Origin of the sequence: Massilia sp. CFBP9026 (genome assembly GCF_034045165.1) — a bacterium.
Lineage (GTDB): Bacteria > Pseudomonadota > Gammaproteobacteria > Burkholderiales > Burkholderiaceae_D > Telluria > Telluria arenae.
On the sequence record NZ_JAXCWH010000016.1, the window covers coordinates 1 to 20,969 of the forward strand.

A 20,969-nucleotide genomic window follows, 5' to 3' on the forward strand; every position below is an offset into this window, starting at 1 on the left:
CGAACAGGACCGTGAAACGACTTTGCGCCGATGATAGTGCTGCAACCAGTGTGAAAGTAGGTTATCGTCAGGCTAGTTATAAGAAAAACCCCCACCGGCCTACGCGCGCTCAAGATCGCGCGTAGTGCAGGCGGGGGTTTTTTGCTTTCTGGCTCGGAAGATCGTCGTGGATCCCATGCAGATGGGTCACTCATCGAATAGTTGGACGCGTGGATGGCAGAGCCATCCACCCTACGGCGCGATCAGGTATCGGATCGGCCTTGGCCAGCGTCAGATCGCGAGAACGTCAAACACCCCACAAGATATCGGTTTTGTTATCTCGCGCCGAGCGCATCATTTCCAGCAGCGGATACATCCGTGCCGAGAACGTGACCACCTCGATCGGCTGATGCTCGTGGTCATCTTCATCGCGATGGTGCGCGTGGACATCTTGCGCCACCTGTTCGGTCGCCTGGTGCTTGCGGCTCTCTTCGATCTCGGCCTCGAGCCGTGGGATCACTTGTTCCGCTTCTGCTGCGGTGATGACACCGCGTTCCGATTCCTTGTGCAACAGGTCGAGGATGCGCTTGGCATGCTCCTGGTACATCAAGACCTCTGGGTAGGATCTGCATTTAAAGGTAATTAACATGGCTATCTCTTGGTTTTGTTAGTGTCTAAACGATAGCACGACTGACGCAAGCTCACAGTGCGCTCGCTCGCACAACTCAGGTACGTTTTACTCTCAGGAGCCAGGCCGCCCCAAGCACGACGACGGCCAGCGAACCGCTCCCTACCACCGCCAGCGCGCCCGCATCCGACAAAGGCGCGCGCGTTGCCCCGGACAGGAACCAGCCCAGCGCTCCCCAGGCCAGGCTGTTGAACAGCTCGAGCATATTCATCACGAAGCCGCCCTTGCCGCGGCCCTTGAAATTGCTGCGCACGCCAGGTCGGCCGCACCAGAACACGATCAACCCGGCGCCCAGCACGGCGCCGCATACGGCGAAACAGACGATCAGCCCCGCAGCCGGCATACGAACGGTCAGCCACAGCAGCGGGATGGCTACCAGCGCGAGCACCGGCATGATGGCCGCGGCCAGCTTGGCGCGCCGCACCGTGCGCTGCGACGCGGGCGACACCAGCAGCAGGTCCGGCGCGTCCTCGGCCGACAAGGCGACCCAGGCCAGCGCGCCGGTCAGCGAGCCGCACAGCAGCGTCAGCCCGGCGTCCAGCGCCTGCACCTGCAAGTCGGCGCGCTGGAAAACAAGGAAGAACAAGGGCAGCAGGAACAGCAGCTGCAACAGTACCTGCGACAGCAGATGCGGATCGCGCACGATCAGGCGCCACTCCTTGACCACGACGGTATGGAACAGGCTGCGGCCGAAGCGCAAAGTCAGCGGCGCGGTGCGCGCCGTGCCCGCGCGCGCCGCCGACGCCGCCAACTGCAGGCCGTGCGCAAAAAAGCGGTGGGTACGCCGCGCCGTCAGCACGAATACCACGGCAGCCAACGCGGCCAGCAGCAGCATCGGCAGCGGCTCACCCAGCATGGCGCGCGCCGGCAGCAGCAAAGGGAGATCGCCCACGCCATCCTTGCGCAGCAGCCCGTCCAGCATCTCGCGCACGCGGCCTTGCGTATCCCTGGACGACAGCGCATGCAGCTGGGATGCGATGACCAGCAGGGCGCCAGCCAGCGCCCCCATCACCTGCGCCACCACGCGGGTGCGGCGCGCACCGAGCACACGCACCAGCCCGAGCGTGAGCAGCATCGCAAGACAGCTGCACAGCACCGCGACCGAAATCACGCCCGGATAGATGCCGAGCCAGCGCCACTGCCCCTGCAGAAGGCCGGCATGGGCGAACGGCGCCAGGAAGAACAGGTACACGGCGGCGGTGCTGGCCGCCACGCCGGCCAGGCGCACGGTAAAAATGCTGTGCGAGGGCAGGGGCGACGACAGCAGCAGATCGAGGTCGCTGCGCTCGAACAGCACCAGCACGCTCGACTTGATTGCCGACGACAGCATGAAGGTCGCGCCGCCTGCCAGCACGGCCGAGATGGCGAGCAGGATGCGCGGATCGTCGCCCGCCAAGCCGGCGAGATCGCGCACGGCCACCCACGCCAGCAGGTGCAGCGCGGCCCAGCCGACCAGCGCCAGGCCGATCGCCGCATTGGCGGGCCGCCGCTTGCCGCCGCCTTCCTTGCCGCCCGAGGCATTGAACCAGGCCAGCCGCAGCTCGTGCCGCAGCAGCCAGCCGACGCTGCCCGGCGCGGTCATCATGGCGCGGCTGTGAGTTGCAGGAACACGTCTTCCAGGCTGCCGCCCCGGGTGCGGGCGCGCAGCTCGTCCAGCGTGCCTTCGGCGATCAGGCGGCCCTGGCGGATGATCCCGATGCGCTGCGCCAGCCGCTCCGCCACTTCGAGGATGTGCGTGGTCAGGATCACCGTGCCGCCCTTGGCGACGTGGGCCAGCAGCAGGTCTTTTACCTGGCGCGCCGCGACCGCATCCAGGCCGGTGAGCGGTTCGTCCAGGATTAATAATTCCGGTTCGTGGATTAGGGCCCCTGCCAGGGCGAGCTTCTGCTTCATCCCGCGCGAGAATCCTTCGGTCAGCTCGTGCGCATGCTGGCTCAGGTCGAGCCAGTCGAGCAGTTCACGCGCGCGCGGTTCGGCGTCTTGCGCGCGCACGCCCCACAGCCCGGCCACGAATTCCAGGTACTCGAAGGGCTTGAGTTTCCCGTACAACATCGGCTCGTCCGGCAGGTAGGCCATCCTGGCCTTGGCCGCGTCAGGCGCGCCGGCCAGGTCGATGCCGAGCACCTCGATGCTGCCGGCGTCCGGCGCCAGCAGGCCGCTGACCAGCCGCAGCGTGGTGGTCTTGCCGGCGCCGTTGGGGCCGAGCAGGGCATAGAACTCGCCGCGCCGCACGAGCAGGTCGAGGCCATCGACGGCGGGGCGGCCGAAATCCTTGCGCAGGCCGGCCAGGCGCAGGGCGGGGGGATGCTCAATCATGACGGTCTCACTGGGGCGCGAACGAGGACAGGAACTGGTCGACCTGCTCGGGCGGCGCCGCGTTCGCCGGGCCCAGCACGATGACCTGGTAGAAGCGCTCGCCGCGCGTCTCGAAGCGGCCATGCAGGTGCATCGGCTTGCCGTTGGCGGCGCCCGTCGCCTCCACGCGCAGGCCGTCCTGCGGCGCAGGCGCCGCATCGTCGTCGGCGCCGATATTGCGCAGCAGGGCCTGGCGCATCGCCGGCAGCGCGGCGCGGGCGCGCACGGCATCGGGCGCCATGGCGGCGCCGACGGCGAAGGTGGCGCCGTCGACTTCGGCCGCCGTCATGGTCATCTGCACCCGCAGGCCGTCCAGGTCCACCGCGCGCGTGAAGGTGGCCGGCTTGGCCGGGAACAGGATCTTGTAGTGTCCCTCCTGGCTCGTGTGTTCGCGCCAGTTATAGGTGGGATTGCAGCCGCCCAGCAGGCTGGCCGCCAGCAAGGCCGGGACGAGGATGCGCAAGCGCGCTCGGAGCGGATTGGTTGGTCGCATTGTCGGGTGCATAGCGCGATAGTAGCAGCAGTGTCTATCTCCTTTGCCGTTTTTTGGGGGAGGGCGGCAACGGTATTCTTTGGACATGGCGGCATGGCCAGATGTCCTGAATCGTGGGGTTTACGTCCGCTCCAGGCGGGCCAGTTCTGCGACCATTCGCCAAATAAACCAAGTCCAGGGGGATGGCATGAAGGTCAACGGAAAGAACCACGAGGTGGACGTCGACGGCGACACGCCGGTGCTGTGGGTGCTGCGCGACGTGCTGGGCATGACGGGGACGAAATTCGGCTGCGGCATGGGCTTGTGCGGCGCTTGTACCGTGCACGTGGACGGCGTGCCGACCCGCTCCTGCCTCACCAGCGTCGAGGCGGTGGGCAAGGCCGACGTCGCGACCATCGAGACGCTCGGCGCCTCGCGCATCGGCGCCGCGCTGCAGAAGGCCTGGCTCGACCAGGAGGTGGTCCAGTGCGGCTACTGTCAATCGGGCCAGCTGATGTCGGCCGCGGCCCTGCTCAAGTCCAATGCCAAGCCCACCGACGAAGACATCGACGCCGCCATGAGCGGCAATATCTGCCGCTGCGGCACCTATCCGCGCATCCGCGCCGGCATCAAGGCCGCCGCGCTCACGCTGGCAGGAGGCCGCCATGCGTAACGATCTGCCCAACCTGCCGCGCCGCGCTTTCCTGGTGGCCGGCGCCGCCGCCGGTGGCGGCCTGCTGCTGGGCGTCGTCCTCGATGGCGCCAGCCGTCCGGCGATGGCCGCGACCGCCCGCACATTCGAGCCGAACGCCTTCGTGCTGATCGGCGCCGATGGCCTGGTCACCATCACCATGCCCTATATCGAGATGGGCCAGGGCACCTATACCTCGATCCCGATGCTGGTGGCCGAAGAGCTCGAGGTGGGACTGGAACAGGTGCGGGTCAGGCATGCCGGCGCCGACGACAAGCTGTATGGCAACCCGCTGCTCGGCCTGCAGATCACGGGCGGCTCGACGTCCATGCGCGCCGCCTGGCTGCCGATGCGCCAGGCCGGCGCCGCCGCGCGCATGATGCTGGTGCAGGCCGCGGCCAGCCAGTGGAAGGTCAGCCCGTCCGAGTGCCAGGCCCGCAACGGTGAAGTTGTGCACCGCCCCAGCGGGCGGCGCCTGAAGTATGGCGCACTGGCGGCGCAGGCGGCCGCCTTGCCGGTCCCGGCGCCGGCGGACGTCAAGCTCAAGGAGGCCGACTTCGTCCTGATCGGCAAGCCGGGCAAGCGTCTCGACACTCCCTTGAAGGTCAACGGCAGCGCCAGATACGGCATCGACGCCATGGTGCCGGGCATGAAATTCGCGGCGCTGGCGCAGTCGCCCGCCTTTGGCGGCAGCCTCAAAAGCGTCGACGAGCGCCGCGCGCTGGCGGTGAAAGGCGTGCGCCAGGTGGTCAAGCTCGACGACTGCGTGGCCGTGATCGCCGACCACACCGGCGCCGCGCGCAAGGGACTGGCGGCGCTCGAGATCGTCTGGGACGACGGCCCCAACGCCAAGGTCGACAGCGCGGCCTTGTCGACCGCGCTGGCCAGGGCGGCCGAAGGCCCGGCGGCGAAGGTGCGGCAGGAGGGTGAGCCGGCCAAGGCGGGCGGCAAGCGCATCGCGGCGACGTATGAGCAGCCCTACCTGATTCACGCCGCCATGGAGCCGCTCAACTGCACCGTGCACGTGAAGGACGGCAGTTGCGAGCTGTGGCTCGGCACCCAGGTGATGACCCTGAGCCGCGCGGCGGCGGCCAGGGCGGCGGGTCTCGAACCGGACCGAGTGACGGTCCACAACCACTACCTGGGCGGGGGCTTCGGCCGCCGCCTGGAGGTCGACATGGTGACACGCGCGGTGCAGATCGCGCGCCACGTGAAAGGCCCGGTGAAAGTCACCTGGAGCCGCGAGGAAGATACCCAGCACGACATCTACCGCGGGGGCTTTTACGACCGGATCGAGGCGCGCGTCGACGGCGAGGGCATGCCCCTGGCCTGGAGCCACCGCATCACCGGCCCGTCGACGATCAAGCGCTTCTTCCCGGCCGGCTACGTCAACGGCTTCGACGAAGAGGTGGTCGAGGGCGCCATGCATCCGCCGTATGCCTTCCCCAGCATGCTGGTCGAGTACGTGAACCACGAGCCGCCGGTGCCGACCGGCTTCTGGCGCGGCGTCGGCCCGGCGCACAACCTGTTCGTGGTCGAGAGCTTCATCGATGAGCTGGCGGCCACCGCCGGCAAGGATCCGGTCGCCTATCGCAGCGCGCTCCTGAAGGACAATCCACGTGCGCTCGCGGTGCTGCGCCTGGCCGCCGACAAGGCCGGCTGGGGCAAGCCGCTGCAGCAGGGATCAGGCCAGGGCCGCGGCGTCTCGCTGCAGCACGTATTCGGCACCTATCTGGCGCTGGTGACCGACGTTGCGGTGAGCAAGGAAGGCAAGGTCGCGGTCAAGCGCGTGGTCGCGGCGGTCGATACCGGCGTCGCGATCAATCCCGATACCATCCGCGCCCAGCTCGAGAGCGGCATCAACTTCGGCATCTCGGCCGCGCTGTGGGGCAAGGCGACCGTGGCGGGAGGCCGCATCCAGCAGTCGAACTTCCACGATGTGCGGGTCTTGCGCATCAACGAGGCGCCCGTGATCGAGACCCATATCGTGGCCAGCCGCGAAGCGCCGGGCGGCATCGGCGAGCCGGGCACCGCCGCGCTGTTCCCGTCGCTCGCCAATGCCGTGTTCGCGGCCACCGGCAAGCGCGTGCGCACGCTGCCGATCGGGCCCGAACAGCTGCAGGGTGCATGAGCACCGCCTGAGCCCAGCCGCAACGGGATGGTCGCGCCGCGCGCGCCGGTCTCCTTCGAAAGATGGAGGACTTCGGCCCGCCCGGCGCTTCTTGGCGTATTATTTTCCATGTTGCGCATTCTAGGACCATCATGAAACGCAGAATCGGATTCCTGTTCCCGCCCGGCTTCCAGGCGCTCGACCTCATGGCCACCACCGTATTCGAGATCGCCAACGGTCTCGATGGAGGGCCGTTCTATGACATGACCATGCTGTCGGAGCACGGCGGCGTGCTCGCCAGCTCGTCCGGCGTCGGCGTGTTCACCGAAGCCTTCGACCGGCGCGACTACGACACCATGATCGTGGCCGGCATCATGACCCCGGTCGGCTTCAAGTCGAGCGCGCCCTTCCTGGGCTTCCTGCGCGAAGCCAGCGATGCCTCGCGCCGCACCGCCAGCATCTGCACCGGCGCCTTCATCCTGGCCGAGGCCGGCCTGATCGACGGCCGCCGCGCGACCACCCACTGGGCGCTGGCGCGCGACCTGCAGCGCGCCTATCCGAAGTCGCGCATCGAGGAAGACCGCATCTACATCAACGACGGCCGCGTCTGGACCTCGGCCGGCATGACCGCCTGTATCGACCTGTGCCTGGCGATGGTGGAAGAAGATCTTGGCAAGGACGCGTCGAAGCACATCGCGCGCCAGATGGTGGTCTACCACCGCCGCAGCGGCGGCCAGTCGCAGTTCTCGGCCCTGCTCGAGCTGGAGCCGAAATCGGACCGCATCCAGCAGGCGCTCACCTACGCCAAGAGCCACCTGCGGCGGCCGCTGTCGGTCGACGAGCTGGCCGAGGCGGCCAACCTGAGCACGCGCCAGTTCAGCCGCAGCTTCCGCCTCGAGACCGGGCAATCGCCGGCGCGCGCGATCGAGGTGCTGCGGGTCGAGGCGGCGCGCGCCATGATCGAGACCAGCAACCACTCGATCGACGTGGTCGCGCGCGAGACCGGCTTCGCCGACCCCGAGCGCATGCGGCGCGCCTTCCTGCGCGCCTTTGGCCAGCCGCCGCAGGCGATCAAGCGCGCGGCGCGCGAGCAGGCGCTGGCCTAGCAGTCTGCCTCGCCGTCACGGCTGTCCGGAATCGAGGGATCCCCGTCCCACGACGCGGCGATGCTTCTGCAAAGATGTCTTATCGCGCCAATGGCGCAGACATCGCAGGAGCACCCATGGACCATCCTCAGCGCCCACTACCGACCGCCATTCTCTATCTGCTGGCGCTGGGCATGTTCGCCATCGGCACCGAAAGCTTCATGATCGCCGGCCTGCTGCCGGGCATCGCCAGCGACCTGGGCGTCGGCGAGGCCTCGGCCGGCCAGCTGGTGACGGCGTTCGCCCTGACCTATGCGCTGGGCGGTCCGGTGCTGGCGATCGTTACCGCCAACCTGCCACGCCGCGCGCTGCTGGTGATTGCGATGGCGGCATTCGCGCTCGGGAACGCGCTGGCCTGGGCCAGCCACAGCTATGCTGGCCTGATGAGCGCGCGCATCCTGCCGGCCTGTATGCGCCGGCCGCAATGGCGCTGGCCGGCACGCTGGCCGCGCCGGCACAGCGGGGGCGTGCGCTGGCCATGGTGAGCGGCGGGATGACGGTGGCGATCGTGCTCGGCGTGCCGCTCGGTACGCTGCTCGGCAATGCCCTGGGCTGGCGCGCGATCTTCGGCGCGGTGGCGCTGCTGTCGCTGGCGGCGACGGCCGGGCTGGCCATCGGGCTGCCGCGGTCCCTCGGCGCGGGCACGGCGCCACCCGGCCTGCGCGCGCGCATCGACGCGGCGCGCCTGCCTGGCGTGCTGCCGACCCTGCTGGTGACGCTGGCCTGGGGCACCGGGACTTATGCCACCTTGACCTATCTCGCTCCCTACCTGGAACAGGTGAGCCATCTGCCGCCCGAGCGCATGAGCGCCGTCATGCTGGTGTGGGGCGTCTCGGCCGCGATCGGCCTGGCCCTGGGCGGGCGCGCCAGCGATCGCTTCGGCGCGCGGCGGGTGGTGCTGTTCTCGCTGGCGCTGCTGGCGCTGTCCTTCGCCTACCTCGGCATGCTGGCCGGGCTCGGCCACTGGGGCATGGCGGCGGTGGCGCCCGGCATCGTCATGTGGGGCATGAGCACCTGGGGTTTCTTTCCCGCCCAGCAGAGCAGCCTGGTGGCGCGCAGCGGCGTGGGCCTGGCGCCGGTGGTGCTGTCGCTGAACGCATCGGTGCAGTACGCCGGCTTCGCGCTGGGCGCCATGCTCGGCGGCCTGGCCGTGGCGCGCTGGTCGGCCGGGCAGGTGGGCTGGGTCGGCAGCGGCTTCGAAGTGCTCGCCCTGCTGCTGGCGCTGGCCGCCGGCGGCCGCGCGGTTGCGCGCAAGTGACTTCAGTCGTCACGCAGCGCGCGCCGATAGCCGATCGCCTCTGCCACCTGCTTCGACCGCACCGCGTCCACGTCCGCCAGGTCGGCGATCGTGCGCGCCACCTTGAGCACGCGGTGATAGGCCCGCGCCGACCAGTGCAGATGCCGGGCCGCGTCGTGCAGCAACCGGCGCCCGGCCTCGTCCGGAGCGCAATGGCGGTCGATCTCGCCCGGCCCCAGCTGGCTGTTGGGCCGACCCTGGCGCGCTAACTGACGCGCATGGGCCTGCGCCACCCGCTGCGCGATCGCGGCGCTCGGTTCGCCGTCGGCTTGCGCGCCCATGCCGTCGGGCGCCATGGCCGCCACCGGCAGCTGGATGTCGATGCGGTCGAGCAGCGGGCCCGATATGCGTCCCTGGTAGCGCAGCACGGCGTCCGGCGTGCAGCGGCACTTGCCGCTGGCGTGACCCAGCCAGCCGCAGGGGCAGGGATTCATCGCCGCGATCAGCTGGAAGCGGGCCGGGAAGTCGGCCTGGTGGGCCGCGCGCGAGATCGTGATCGATCCCGATTCCAGCGGCTCGCGCAATACTTCCAGCACGCGGCGCTCGAACTCGGGCAGCTCGTCGAGGAACAGCACCCCGTGATGGGCCAGCGATACTTCTCCCGGCCGCGGCAGGTTGCCGCCGCCGACCAGGGCCACGCCGGACGTCGTATGGTGCGGACTGCGAAACGGCCGCTGGCGCCAGCGTTCGGGTGCGAAGCCGCCGGCTAGCGACTGCACGGCGGCCGATTCGAGCGCCTCGCCCTCGCTCATCGGCGGCAGCAAGCCTGGCAGGCGCGCCGCCAGCATGCTCTTGCCGGCGCCTGGCGGGCCGACCAGCAGGACGGAGTGGGACCCCGCCGCCGCCACCTCGAGCGCACGCTTGGCGTGCTGCTGGCCCTTGACCTCGGCGAAGTCGGGGTAACGCGGCGCGTGCGACATACCGGGGCCATGGTGGCGCGCCAGCGTCGGCGCATCGGGCGTGTTGGCGAAGTGGGCGCAGACCTCGAGCAGGGTACGCGCGGGAAGGATCGCGGCCGCTTCGACCAGCGCCGCTTCGTCGGCATTGGCCAGCGGCAGGATGAAGGCGCGGGTTTCCTCATCACCGTCGCGCGCCATCGCGAACGCCATCGCCAGCGCGCCGCGCACCGGCCGCAATTCTCCCGACAGCGACAGCTCACCCGCAAATTCGTAGCGGTGCAGCGCATCGTCGCGGATCTGGCGCGAGGCGGCCAGGATGCCCAGTGCGATCGGCAGGTCGAAGCGGCCGGACTCTTTCGGCAGGTCGGCCGGCGCCAGGTTGATCGTGATGCGGCGCGCCGGGAGGTCGAAGCCGGAATTCTGCAGCGCCGCGCGCACGCGGTCTTTCGCTTCGCGTACCTCGGTATCTGGCAGGCCGACGATCGCGATGCCCGGGAGACCGTTGGCCAGGTGGACTTCGACGTTGACGGCGGGCGCTTCCATGCCGGCCAGGGCGCGGCTTCTCAGGACGGCCAGACTCATAGTATTCCTTCCGCATGAACGCTGGGAAGGCCCTATCGTACGGCGCGCGCGGCGGCATCTGTTGCGTGCGGACAGGCAGGCGTATTCGAGCTGCATGACTTACGCATATGCCCCCGAATTCGTCGTCCATTCCGGCTTTTCTACCGCCTGTCACAAAAAACTGACATCGCATTCCACTAACGCTACATTATCTGTAAGGAAAGATCCGTTACCATTTACAGACCAGGAGTCACCGCCGATGTTATCGATCAAGCAGCTCAACAAGACGTATGCCAACGGCGTCAAAGCCATCAACGATGTCAGCCTCGAGATCCCGAACGGCATGTTCGGCCTGCTCGGCCCGAACGGCGCCGGCAAGTCCTCCTTGATGCGCACCATCGCCACCTTGCAGGACCCGGACAGCGGCAGCATCCACTTCGACGGCCTCGACGTCCTTGCGAACAAAGAGAGCCTGCGCCGCCAGCTCGGCTACCTGCCGCAGGACTTCGGCGTCTACCCGAAGGTCAGCGCCGAAAAGCTGCTGAACCACTTCGCGGTCCTGAAAGGCCTGACTGCGAAGGGCGAGCGCAAGGAGATCGTCGAAGCCCTGCTGCACCAGACCAATCTGTGGGAAGCGCGCAAGCGCGGCCTGGGCACCTATTCGGGCGGCATGCGCCAGCGCTTCGGCATCGCCCAGGCGCTGCTCGGCGCGCCGCGCCTGGTGATCGTCGACGAGCCGACCGCCGGCCTCGATCCCGACGAGCGCAACCGCTTCCTGAACCTGCTGGCCAAGATCGGCGAGCAGGTGGTCGTCATCCTGTCGACCCACATCGTCGAGGACGTGACCGACCTGTGCCCGCGCATGGCCATGATCGCCAAGGGAACGGTGCTGCTGCAGGGCGAGCCGCAGGCCGCGATCGACACCCTGAAAAGCCGCGTGTGGCGCCGCACCGTCAGCCAGGAAGCCCTGCCCGAATACCAGGAGCGCTTCAACGTGCTGTCCACCCGCCTGGTGGCGGGCCGGCCGCAGATCAATGTGTATGCCGAGTCGCAGCCGGACGATGGTTTCGTCAGCGTCGAGCCGGACCTGGAAGACGTCTACTTCCTGCAGATCCGCAATGCAGGCCGCGCGGCCGGCCAGGCGGCGTCCGCCCAGGCTGCGCCGGTGACGGCGTAAGGAGGGCGGCATGCTGAGAGAATTCTTCAAGTTCGAGCTGGACTTCCAGCTGCGCCAGCCCCTGCTGTGGGTGTGCGCGCTGATCTTCGGCGCGCTGGCCTTCGGCGCCACCACCAGCGATGCGATCCAGGTCGGCGGCAGCATCGGCAACGTCAACCGCAATGCGCCGACCGTGGTCGCGCAGATGCTCGGCATCTTCAGCCTGATGTCGATGTTCGTCGTCACCATCTTCATCGCCGGCGGCGTGCTGCGCGACGGCGAAGTGGGCATTTCCGACATGCTGTTCGCCACGCCGATGAAAAAGCACGACTACCTGATCGGCCGCTTTGCCGCCGGCCTGGTGGCCTGCCTGCTCATCTTCGCCATGATCGTGCTCGGCACGATGCTCGGTCCCGTGATGCCCTGGGTCGATGCCCAGCGCGTGGGCCCTTTCCCCGGCGCGGCCTACCTGTGGGCGCTGGGCGTGCTGGTCCTGCCCAACCTGTTCTTCATCGGCGCCCTGCTGATGCTGCTGGCCGCCACCACGCGCTCGATCATGATGGTGTACGTCGGCGTGATGGCCTTCTTCGTGCTGTGGATCGTCGCCGGCAGCTTTACGTCGAACATCGACAATGAATGGATCGCCGTGCTGGCCGATCCCTTCGGCCTGCGCGCCCTTGGCCGCGCCACGCGCTACTTCTCGACCGCCGAAGCGAATGCCGGCCTGCCTGACTTCAAGGGCTACATGCTGGCCAACCGCCTGCTGTGGAGCGTCATCGCGCTGGTGCTGGTCGGCCTGACCCTGGCCCTGTTCAAGCCGCAGCGCGCCGGCACCGGCAAGCGCCTGTTCGGCAAGGCCAAGGCGCAGGCCGCGCCGGCCTTCGTGCCGGTAGCGGTCGCGCTGCCGCGCGTCGCGCCACGCTTCACGGGCGCCACGCGCTGGGCCCAGTGCTGGCACATCTTCGCCTTCGATGCCGTCGCGGTGTTCAAGAGCGTGCCCTTCCTCGTCATGCTGCTGTTCGGCGTGCTGAACATGGTCGGCAGTGCGAGCGTGCTGGACGAGATGTTCGGCACCGACGTCTACCCGCGTACGCACCTGATGATCGACCTGCTGAAAGGCTCGTTCAACTTCCTCCTGATTATCATCGTCACCTTCTACGCGGGCGAGTTGATCTTCAAGGAACGCCAGGCCAGGATCGCCGACGTGAGCGACGCCATGCCGATGCCGAACTGGGCGCCGCTGGTCGCCAAGAGCCTGGCGCTGGTGGGTGTGGTGCTGGTCTTCCTGTTCGCCGGGATCCTGACCGCGATCGCCATCCAGCTGTTCCGGGGCGGTGCGCCGGTCGAATTCGGGGTGTACCTCGAGGGCGTGTTCATGGCCGGCCTGCCGTTCGTGCTCATGGCGCTGATCGCCATCGTGCTCCAGGTCGTCACCAACAACAAGTTCATCGGCTACCTGCTGGTGATCGTCCTGATGATCGCGCAGATCGTCCTGTCCGTGATGCACTTCGATCACAACCTGTACAACATCGCGCTGCTGCCCGAGACGCCGTATTCGGACATGAACGGCTTCGGCCACTTCGTCACGGGCTGGTCCTGGTTCGCGCTGTACTGGACCCTGTTCTGCCTGGCGGCGCTGATCGTGGCCCAGGCCTTCTGGGTGCGCGGCCTGTCGGTCGAGTGGCGTGCGCGCGTGCGCGAAGCGGGCCGTCGCCTGCGGGGCGGCGCGGGCGTGGCGCTGGCGCTGTGCACGATCGCCTTCGCCCTGGTCGGCGGCTGGATCTTCCATAACACCGTGACCCTGGGCCGCTACGAAGCCAAGAACGTCAGCATGGACAGGCAGGCCCGGTACGAGAAGGACTACCGCCAGTACAAGGACCTGCCGCATCCGAAGGTCATCGACGTGCGCGCCGCGGTCGACATCTATCCGGAACAGCGCCGCGTGACCGTCAAGGGCAGCTATGTCCTGGAGAACAAGACGGACAAGCCGCTCGATACCCTGCGCCTGCAGTTCAACACCCACGTGGTCACCACCCTGGGCAAGCTGCCGCCGCACCAGGTGGTGCTGGACGATACGGACACCGGTTTCAGGATCCTGAAACTGGCCGAGCCCCTGGCGCCGGGCGCGCGCCTGCCGCTCGACTTCACGATCGATGCGCATCGCGAGGGCTTCTCGAATTCGGGCAAGGCCGACACCTTCAACCTGAACGGCACCTTCTTCAATAACCACGAGTTCTTCCCGCTGCTCGGCTACCAGGCCGACTACGAGCTGAAGGACCGCAACGAGCGCCGCAAGCGCGGGCTGGGCGAGCCGGAGCGCATGGCCAAGCTCGAGAACGAGGCGGCGCGCGCCGATTCGATGTTCGGGGGCGGCGCGGACTGGATCGGCTTCGAGACCACGGTGTCGACCAGCGGCGACCAGATCGCGCTGGCGCCGGGTTACCTGCAACGGTCGTGGAAGGAGAATGGCCGCAACTACTACCACTACAAGATGGACCAGAAGATGATGCCGTTCTTCGCCTACCTGTCGGCCCGCTGGCAGGTGAAGAAGGGCGACTGGAACGGCATCCCGATCGAGATCTATTACGACGCCAAGCACGGCTACAACGTGGACCGGATGATCGAGGCCACCCGCAAGTCGCTGGACTACTTCACCACCGAGTTCACGCCTTACCAGCACAAGCAGGTGCGCATCCTGGAGTTCCCCAACTACCAGAGCTTCGCCCAGTCGTTCGCCAATACCATCCCGTTCTCGGAGTCGATCGGCTTCATCGCCGACCTGCGCGACAAGGAAGACATCGACTACGTGTTCTACGTGACGGCCCACGAGATGGCGCACCAGTGGTGGGGCCACCAGGTCACCGCCGCCAACGTGCAGGGCGCGAGCATGCTGATCGAATCGCTGTCGCAGTACTCGGCGCTGATGGTGATGGAGAAGGAATACGGACGCCACCAGATGCGCCGCTTCCTGCGCTACGAGCTCGATCGCTACCTGCGTTCGCGCGGCGGCGAGATGATCGAAGAGCTGCCTTTGAATCGCGTGGAAAACCAGGATTACATCCACTACCGCAAGGGCAGCCTGATCTTCTATCGCCTGCGCGACGAGATCGGCGAACAGGCGCTGAACCGCGCGCTCAAGCGCTTCCTTGAAGACAAGGGCTACCAGGAGTCGCCGTTCACCACCTCGAAGGAGCTGCTCGACTACATCCGCGCCGAGGCGCCGGCCGACAAGCACGCCCTGATCTCGGACATGTTCGAGAAAATCGTGTTCTACGATAACCGGGTAATGGAAGCGTCAGCGAAGAAGCGCCCGGACGGCCAGTGGGACGTGACGATGAAGCTGCACCTGGCCAAGATGGAAGCCGACGGCAAGGGCAAGGAAACCGCGCGCGCCTACGACGAGCCGGTGGAGATCGGCGTATTCTCCCGTGCCACGGGGGCCAAGGAAGCCGACGAAAAAGTGCTGCTCCTCGAAAAGAGGGTGCTGTCCGGCGACAATCCGGTGGTGACGGTCACGGTGAAGGAGCAGCCGTTCGAGGTGGGCGTCGATCCCTATAACAAGATGATCGACCGCGTGTCGCGCGACAACCGCAAGGAGGTCGCTATCGAGTGATCCGCGGCGGGCATGGCGGGGTGGGGCGACACGCAGGCGCCAAACGCGGCATACTGGCGCTTCTTCGTCCTTCGCCGCTCATGATGAAACTTGTTGTCGCTGCCTCCGTGCTCGCCATCCTGCCGCTGCTGTCCCTGGCTGCGCCGGCCCCCGCCGCGCGCCAGGAAATCGCCCACCTGATCAGCTACCTGACCACATCCGGCTGCAGCTTCCAGCGCAACGGCAGCTGGCACGACGCCGCGCAGGCGGCAAAACACCTCCAGCGCAAGTATGACTACCTGCTCAAGCGCGACCTGGTCGCATCGAGCGAGGATTTCATCGCGCGCGCCGCCACCGAAAGCAGCCTCAGCGGCAAACCCTACCAGGTCCGCTGCGGTGGCAATGCGCCGGTCGCCAGCGTCGCCTGGCTCAAGGCCGAGCTGGCGAAGTATCGTGGCGCGCGTCCATCCCGCTGAGTTTGCGCATCCGGTAGCGCAATTCCCGTCGTAGGTATCCCCTCTGCATTGACTCTTGCATGAATTCCATGTGAGGATTTGCTCTATATTAAATAACAACAATATCTGACCGCGGAAGCGGGACTGGCCGCCACGGAAAAGGCCGGGTCCGGACGAGAGGGAATGCAATGCTTGCTAAAAGCTTGGCATGGTGGGTGCCGGTGTTGCTATTGGGCGTATGGAATGGCGCTGCACATGCTGTCCAGATCGACCCGATTGCACAGCTGGTGCACCAGGCGCGCTTTGGAGAGGCGAGCAGTGCGATCGAGGCCAGGCTGGCGCGCAATGCCACCGATCCGACGGCACTGGCCGCGTCGGTCGACGTGCGCATCGCCCGGGACGAGCCGGACGACTTGCCGCAGGCGCGCGCCGCGGCCGAACGCTGCGTTCACGCCAATCCGGACAGCAGTGCCTGCGCCGAAGCGCTGGGGAACGTCATGCTGGCGCAGTCGCGCGCCGGCGGCCTGTTCGCGTTCGTGCGCAATGCGCATGCCACGCGCGACACCCTGGAGCGCGCGATCCGCTTCGATCCGATGAATTACCGCGCCCGCGTGACCTTGATGGGCTTTTATCTCGATGCCCCGTTCTTCCTGGGGGGCAGCGAGGTGCGCGCGCGCGAACTGGCGACCGAAGCGCGGCGTCTCGACCCCGACCTGACCCGCCTGATGCGCGCCCTGTGCGCTTTCGACGAGGGGAGACTGGACGAGGCCGAGCAGCACATCCTTGCGGCCGACCTGACGCAGTATGAACTGGTACAGGGCAGCCAGCGCGAGTTGCTGCTGACCCTGGCCAGCGCCCACCTCGACGCCGGCCGCTATGCGCAGAGCGGCCGGCTGTTCGAGGAACTGAGCCGCCGGCTGCCGTCCAGCGAGCATGGACCCTACGGACTGGCGCAGGTGGCGCGCGCCCAGGGACGCCTGGCCGAAGCCGCTCTGCAGCTGGAGAGGGCGGCGGCGATCGCCCCCAGGCCCTATGTCTACAAGACGCTGGGCGAAGTCCATGAAGCGCGCCATGACCGGCCGCGCGCGATCGCGGCCTACCAGGCGGCGCTGGCGGGCGTTCCACCGCTCGCGCGGCGCGAACGCAAGCAGGTGACGGCGCACCTGTCGCAGTTGAAGCGGCGTTGATGCCGGGCCGGGAGCGGTGTGTCAGGCCGCGATCAGCGGATTCTTGGTGACCGCCACCGCCAGGATGTAGGCGAAGCAGGCCAATGCGCCGACGAAGGCCAGGGCGCGCACCTGGCGCGTGCGGCCGCGCTTGAGCGCCACCGTGCCCAGGCCGATATAGGCGACCAGGGCCACCAGCTTGGCGGTCAGCCACGGCGATTGGCCCGGGTACTGGCTGCTCCATACCGCAAGGCCGATGGCGCTGCCCAGCAGCAGCGTGTCGATCACGTGCGGCGCGATCCTGACCCAGCGCTGCTCCAGGCGCCGCGAATCGGCCAGCATCCACAGGCCGCGGACGAGGAACAGGGCGCCGCTCAACACGGCGAAGGTCATGTGGATGTGCTTGAGGGCGTAGTAACTCATCGTTCAGGCGTGCAGGCGGTTGGTTGCGACCCCGGCAGTATGCCTGAGCCGGCCCCGCGGACGCCTCTTTTCAAAGGCCCGGTCAGCCGCACTCGCCGACGTAGTGGCACGACGCGCAGCGCGAGCAGCCATCGACCTTGCGCAGCGCCAGCGCGCCGCATTCCGGGCATTTGGCGCCGTTCAGCACGGGCAGGGGCTCGGCCGGCGTCTCGGCCTGCAAGCGCGGCCCTGGCATGGCGTCGGGCATGCGCTGTTCGAAGTTGCGCGCGAGCGCGTCTACCGGCACCTGGTTGCCCTGCTCGTCGAGGAAGCCGCGCCGGATCAGCATCCGCTGCAGCATGAAGGCGATCGCCGCGACTTCGGAGTCGTGGTACACCGGCACCTGAACGCCGTCGTCGCGCACGATGTGGCCGCAGCGCACCGCGCCTTTTTCCCACACCACCTCGCGCATGTCGGCCAGCGCCCGCGCGATCGGGCCGCCGGCGCGCGCCACCATCGACAGCAGCCGCATCGAGGCCGTGATCCACTGGTGGCCGCCGGTGCGCTGGTTGGCCGGCATGAAGAATTCGAAGGGACGCTCGACCGTGACCTGGCGGCCTTCCCATGTTCCTTCAGCGCGCAGGAAGCTCACCGTCAGGTAGGCGGTCTTGCGGCCTTCCTGGGTCGAGTACTCGATCTTCGACGTCACCGATTCCAGTTCGCCCAGCGGACGGTGTTCGAAGCGCTTGCGCAGCGGATCGTCGTCCGTCGCCAGAGGCGCGGCAGATGCGACGTCCTCCGCTGGCGCGACGGATAAGACACTCCCCAGCACCGCGTTCGGCCGATAGGTCGCCAGTCCCTTGAGGCCGGCGCGCCAGGCTTCCAGGTACAGGTCGCGGAAATCCTCGTAGGGATAATCCTCGGGCACGTTGACAGTCTTCGAAATCGCGGTGTCGATGAAGGGCTGGACCGCCTCCACCATGCGCAGGTGGTCCAGCGCGCGCATCTCGAGCGCGGTGACGAATGCTGGCGGCAAGGGGGCGTCGCCATGCAGCTGGCGGTACAGGCGCCAGGCGTGGTCGCATACCTCGTAGCTGCGCGTGCCGCCGTCGGCCGTGCGCTTCCTGCGCTGGTAGGTCCAGGAATAGGGCGGCTCGATGCCGTTCGAGGCATTGTCGGCGAAGGCCAGCGAGATGGTGCCGGTCGGCGCGATCGACAGCAGGTGCGAGTTGCGCAGGCCATGGGCGCGGATGCCGTCGCGCAGCGCTTGCGGCAGGCGTTCGACGAACTGTCCGCGCAGGTATTTGTCGGCGTCGAACAGCGGGAAGGCGCCTTTTTCGCGCGCCAGCTCGATCGAGGCAGCATAGGCCGCGTCGCGCAGCTCGGTCGCGATGCGCGCCGCCATGGCCCGGCCTTCGTCGGCGTCATAGCGCAGGCCCAGCATCGCCAGCGCGCTGCCCAGGCCCAGGAAGCCCAGCCCGATGCGGCGCTTGGCGCGCGCCTCTTCGGCCTGCTGCGGCAGCGGCCATCGGGTGGCGTCCAGCACCAGGTCGAGCATGCGCACCGCTACCGTGGCCACCGCGCGCAGGCGTTCGAAGTCCAGCCGTGCATCGGGGGTGAACGGCGCATCGACGAAGGCGGTGAGGTTGAGCGAGCCGAGATCGCAGCAGCCATACGGCGGCAGCGGCTGCTCGCCGCAGGGATTGGTGGCGCGCAGTTCTTCGGCATACCAGAGATTGTTCTCGGCATTCATGCGGTCGATGAACAGCACGCCCGGTTCGGCATGGTCGTAGGTCGAGACCATGATGCGTTCCCAAAGATCGCGCGCGCGCAGGCTGTGGTAGACCCACAGGCCGTCTTCCCTGCGGTGGCCGCCGGCGGCCTGGTCCTCGTCGCCCGGTTCGGCCGCGTGCACCAGCGCGAACGACTCATCCGCCTCGACGGCGCGCATGAAGCCATCGGTCACGCCGACCGAGATATTGAAATTGGTGAGACGGCCCGTGTCCTTGGCCGCGATGAAGCGTTCGATGTCGGGATGGTCAATGCGCAGCACGCCCATCTGGGCGCCGCGCCGGGCGCCGGCCGATTCGACCGTGCGGCAGGAGGCGTCGAATACTTCCATGTACGACACCGGGCCGGAAGCGCGCGAGGCGGTGCCGGCCACCTTGCTGCCCAGCGGGCGGATCGCGGAAAAATCGTAGCCGACCCCGCCGCCGCGGCGCATGGTCTCGGCGGCTTCGCTGAGCGCGGTATAGATGCCGGGCAGGCCGTCGCTGGTGCCGGAGATCGAGTCGCCGACCGGCTGGACGAAACAGTTGATGAGGGTGGCCGAGAGGCCGAGGCCGGCGGCGGATGCAATCCGGCCGGCGGGAACGAAGCCCTGTTGCTGGGCCCAGAGGAAGCGTCGCTCCCATTCGGCGCGCTGCGGCAGCGGCTCGAGGGCGGCCAGGGCGCGGGCGATGCGCTGCTGCACGTCCTCGATCGTGCGCTCGTCGCCGCGCGCGTATTTTTCGCGCAGCACGTCCAGCGACACTTCCTGCGCGGGCAGGGCGCCGGCCGGTGATTCTCGTGCATTCATGCCGGTTGCCCTGTCCATGAATGCACCCGTCATCAGGGTTTGTTGATCGGCGTGTCGCCCGATTTGTCGAGACTCGGCGGCAGCACGATGGTCGGATCTTCGGGCTGGGCCGGGAAGGGGGCGGTGGCAGACGGCGCCGCGCCCGCTGGCGGGGTGGCCGATGCCGACGAGGTGGGCGATGCGCCGGACCCCAGGCGGGCTTCGAGTTCGATCACGCGCAGCTCGAGCGCTTCCAGCTTGGCGCGGGTCTTGGCCAGCACCTGGGCCTGGATGTCGAATTCCTCGCGCGTGACCAGGTCGAGCTTGGCGAAGCCCGAGGTCATCGCCGCCTTGACGTTGCGCTCGATGTCCTTGGCCGGGCCACTTTCCAGTGCCTGGTTGATCTTGCCTTGCAAATCGCTGAAGAAGTTGCTGTTGTTCATGGTCCCTATCCCTTTCTGCCGGGGTTGTATGCACCAAGTAGGTGCAATACAGCCTGATTTGGTGCGTCGCGCTACACGGCGGACGCCGTTCGCGGTCGATTGTATTGAAGCAAGTCGTATCTGGGGCACGTTTACCAAAAAAACAAGGCCATTTTCATCGCTTTTATGAGCTGGCACACATCCTGCTAAATGAAGGGAGAGATAACGCACGAAAAAAGGATTCCAAACGCAGTAACTGTCCAAGGGGGTTTGTCATGAAGTGCAATGCAAAAATCAACGCAATCAGCCTGGCGATTCTGGCTTTCACCAGCATCCCGGCCATGGCACAGGAACAACCCGCCGAACACCAGGTGAGTTACAACGTGGCACTCACCAGCGACTACCGTTACCGCGGCCTGTCGCAAACCGATTCCGACCCCGCCCTGTCCGGCGGCGTCGACTACGTACACAGCCCAACCGGCTTTTACGTAGGTACCTGGCTCTCCACCATCAAGTGGACGAAGGATCTGGGTGGCGACGGCAATATTGAATGGGATGTGTATGCCGGCAAGCGTGGCCAGTTGACCGACGAGATCAGCTACGACGTTGGCGGCCTGTATTACTGGTATCCGGATAACAGCCTGGATCCGAATGCAAATACTTTTGAACTCTACGGCAAGCTCGGCTTCGGTCCTGCGTATATCAAGTATTCGCACTCGACGACCAATCTGTTCGGCACCGCCGACAGCAAGCGCAGCGGTTACCTGGACTTGGGCGCCGATATCGATGTCAGCAACGGCTTTCTGCTGAACCTGCAAGTCGGCCGCCAGCGCGTGAAGAACAATAGCCCGGCGTCCTACACGCACTACAAGATCGGCGTGACGAAGGACTTTGGGGTTGCCACCGTGGCCCTGGCCTGGCACAAGGCGAATACCGACGCCTACCTGAGTCCGGAAGGCAAGAACCTGGGCAAGTCAGCCGCCGTGCTGTCCGTGTCAAAAACTTTTTGATAGCAAAAGAGG

Annotated in this window: 15 protein-coding genes and 2 pseudogenes; 9 read left to right on the forward strand and 8 right to left on the reverse strand. The window is 67.2% G+C overall.

Going from position 1 to position 20,969, the window contains the following annotated elements; translation table 11 throughout:
- Positions 1 to 286: 286 nt before the first annotated feature.
- The 4 genes from SOM28_RS25470 to SOM28_RS25485 all read right to left on the reverse strand — a co-directional run bounded on the left by SOM28_RS25470 (position 287) and on the right by SOM28_RS25485 (position 3,485).
- On the reverse strand, positions 287 to 628 hold the full coding sequence (locus SOM28_RS25470; protein ID WP_320469877.1) for a DUF1840 domain-containing protein: 342 nt from the start codon (positions 626 to 628) through the stop codon (positions 287 to 289).
- Positions 629 to 704: 76 nt separating this feature from the next.
- Positions 705 to 2,252: a putative ABC transporter permease subunit gene (locus SOM28_RS25475; RefSeq protein ID WP_320469878.1), complete on the reverse strand. Its 1,548-nt coding sequence runs from the start codon at positions 2,250 to 2,252 to the stop codon at positions 705 to 707.
- A complete protein-coding gene (locus tag SOM28_RS25480; protein ID WP_320469879.1) occupies positions 2,249 to 2,983 on the reverse strand; it encodes an ABC transporter ATP-binding protein in 735 nt (244 codons plus the stop codon). Before SOM28_RS25480 ends, SOM28_RS25475 begins: the two co-directional genes overlap by 4 nt.
- Before the next feature lie 7 nt (positions 2,984 to 2,990).
- On the reverse strand, positions 2,991 to 3,485 hold the full coding sequence (locus tag SOM28_RS25485) for a hypothetical protein (protein WP_320469880.1): 495 nt from the start codon (positions 3,483 to 3,485) through the stop codon (positions 2,991 to 2,993).
- 217 nt (positions 3,486 to 3,702) lie between these two features.
- On the opposite strand from SOM28_RS25485, the gene SOM28_RS25490 reads away from it, so the two are divergent.
- The 4 genes and pseudogenes from SOM28_RS25490 to SOM28_RS25505 all read left to right on the forward strand — a co-directional run bounded on the left by SOM28_RS25490 (position 3,703) and on the right by SOM28_RS25505 (position 8,698).
- Positions 3,703 to 4,167, forward strand: coding sequence for a (2Fe-2S)-binding protein (locus SOM28_RS25490; protein ID WP_123070496.1), 465 nt, complete (start codon positions 3,703 to 3,705; stop codon positions 4,165 to 4,167).
- Positions 4,160 to 6,316, forward strand: a complete 2,157-nt coding sequence (locus tag SOM28_RS25495) for a xanthine dehydrogenase family protein molybdopterin-binding subunit (RefSeq protein ID WP_320469881.1) — start codon at positions 4,160 to 4,162, stop codon at positions 6,314 to 6,316. Before SOM28_RS25490 ends, SOM28_RS25495 begins: the two co-directional genes overlap by 8 nt.
- A 131-nt stretch (positions 6,317 to 6,447) precedes the next feature.
- Positions 6,448 to 7,401, forward strand: a complete 954-nt coding sequence (locus SOM28_RS25500; RefSeq protein ID WP_320469882.1) for a GlxA family transcriptional regulator — start codon at positions 6,448 to 6,450, stop codon at positions 7,399 to 7,401.
- A 200-nt stretch (positions 7,402 to 7,601) separates the two neighbouring features.
- Positions 7,602 to 8,698: pseudogene (locus SOM28_RS25505) on the forward strand (MFS transporter).
- Between the two features lie 2 nt (positions 8,699 to 8,700).
- On the opposite strand, the gene SOM28_RS25510 reads toward SOM28_RS25505, so the two are convergent.
- Positions 8,701 to 10,218, reverse strand: coding sequence for a YifB family Mg chelatase-like AAA ATPase (locus SOM28_RS25510; protein ID WP_320469883.1), 1,518 nt, complete (start codon positions 10,216 to 10,218; stop codon positions 8,701 to 8,703).
- 238 nt (positions 10,219 to 10,456) lie between these two features.
- On the opposite strand from SOM28_RS25510, the gene SOM28_RS25515 reads away from it, so the two are divergent.
- The 4 genes from SOM28_RS25515 to SOM28_RS25530 all read left to right on the forward strand — a co-directional run bounded on the left by SOM28_RS25515 (position 10,457) and on the right by SOM28_RS25530 (position 16,587).
- A complete protein-coding gene (locus SOM28_RS25515; protein ID WP_320469884.1) occupies positions 10,457 to 11,374 on the forward strand; it encodes an ABC transporter ATP-binding protein in 918 nt (305 codons plus the stop codon).
- A 10-nt stretch (positions 11,375 to 11,384) separates the two neighbouring features.
- Positions 11,385 to 14,966, forward strand: a complete 3,582-nt coding sequence (locus tag SOM28_RS25520; RefSeq protein WP_320469885.1) for a M1 family aminopeptidase — start codon at positions 11,385 to 11,387, stop codon at positions 14,964 to 14,966.
- An 80-nt stretch (positions 14,967 to 15,046) separates the two neighbouring features.
- On the forward strand, positions 15,047 to 15,421 hold the full coding sequence (locus SOM28_RS25525) for a YfeK family protein (protein WP_183407558.1): 375 nt from the start codon (positions 15,047 to 15,049) through the stop codon (positions 15,419 to 15,421).
- A 167-nt stretch (positions 15,422 to 15,588) separates the two neighbouring features.
- On the forward strand, positions 15,589 to 16,587 hold the full coding sequence (locus tag SOM28_RS25530) for a tetratricopeptide repeat protein (protein ID WP_320469886.1): 999 nt from the start codon (positions 15,589 to 15,591) through the stop codon (positions 16,585 to 16,587).
- Positions 16,588 to 16,608: 21 nt separating this feature from the next.
- On the opposite strand, the gene SOM28_RS25535 is transcribed toward SOM28_RS25530, so the two are convergent.
- The 3 genes and pseudogenes from SOM28_RS25535 to SOM28_RS25545 all read right to left on the reverse strand — a co-directional run.
- Complete coding sequence (locus SOM28_RS25535; protein ID WP_320469887.1) at positions 16,609 to 16,989, reverse strand: SirB2 family protein; 381 nt, start codon at positions 16,987 to 16,989, stop codon at positions 16,609 to 16,611.
- An 82-nt stretch (positions 16,990 to 17,071) separates the two neighbouring features.
- The gene (locus SOM28_RS25540) at positions 17,072 to 19,546 is read right to left on the reverse strand and encodes an adenosylcobalamin-dependent ribonucleoside-diphosphate reductase (RefSeq protein ID WP_320469888.1); all 2,475 of its coding nucleotides are present in this window, start codon (positions 19,544 to 19,546) and stop codon (positions 17,072 to 17,074) included.
- A gap of 191 nt (positions 19,547 to 19,737) precedes the next feature.
- A pseudogene (locus SOM28_RS25545) lies at positions 19,738 to 19,968 on the reverse strand (accessory factor UbiK family protein); the annotation flags it as partial.
- 254 nt (positions 19,969 to 20,222) lie between these two features.
- On the opposite strand from SOM28_RS25545, the gene SOM28_RS25550 reads away from it, so the two are divergent.
- Entirely contained in the window at positions 20,223 to 20,957 is a 735-nt protein-coding gene (locus SOM28_RS25550) for a TorF family putative porin (RefSeq protein WP_147936626.1), read from the forward strand.
- The last annotated feature ends 12 nt before the right edge of the window (positions 20,958 to 20,969 follow it).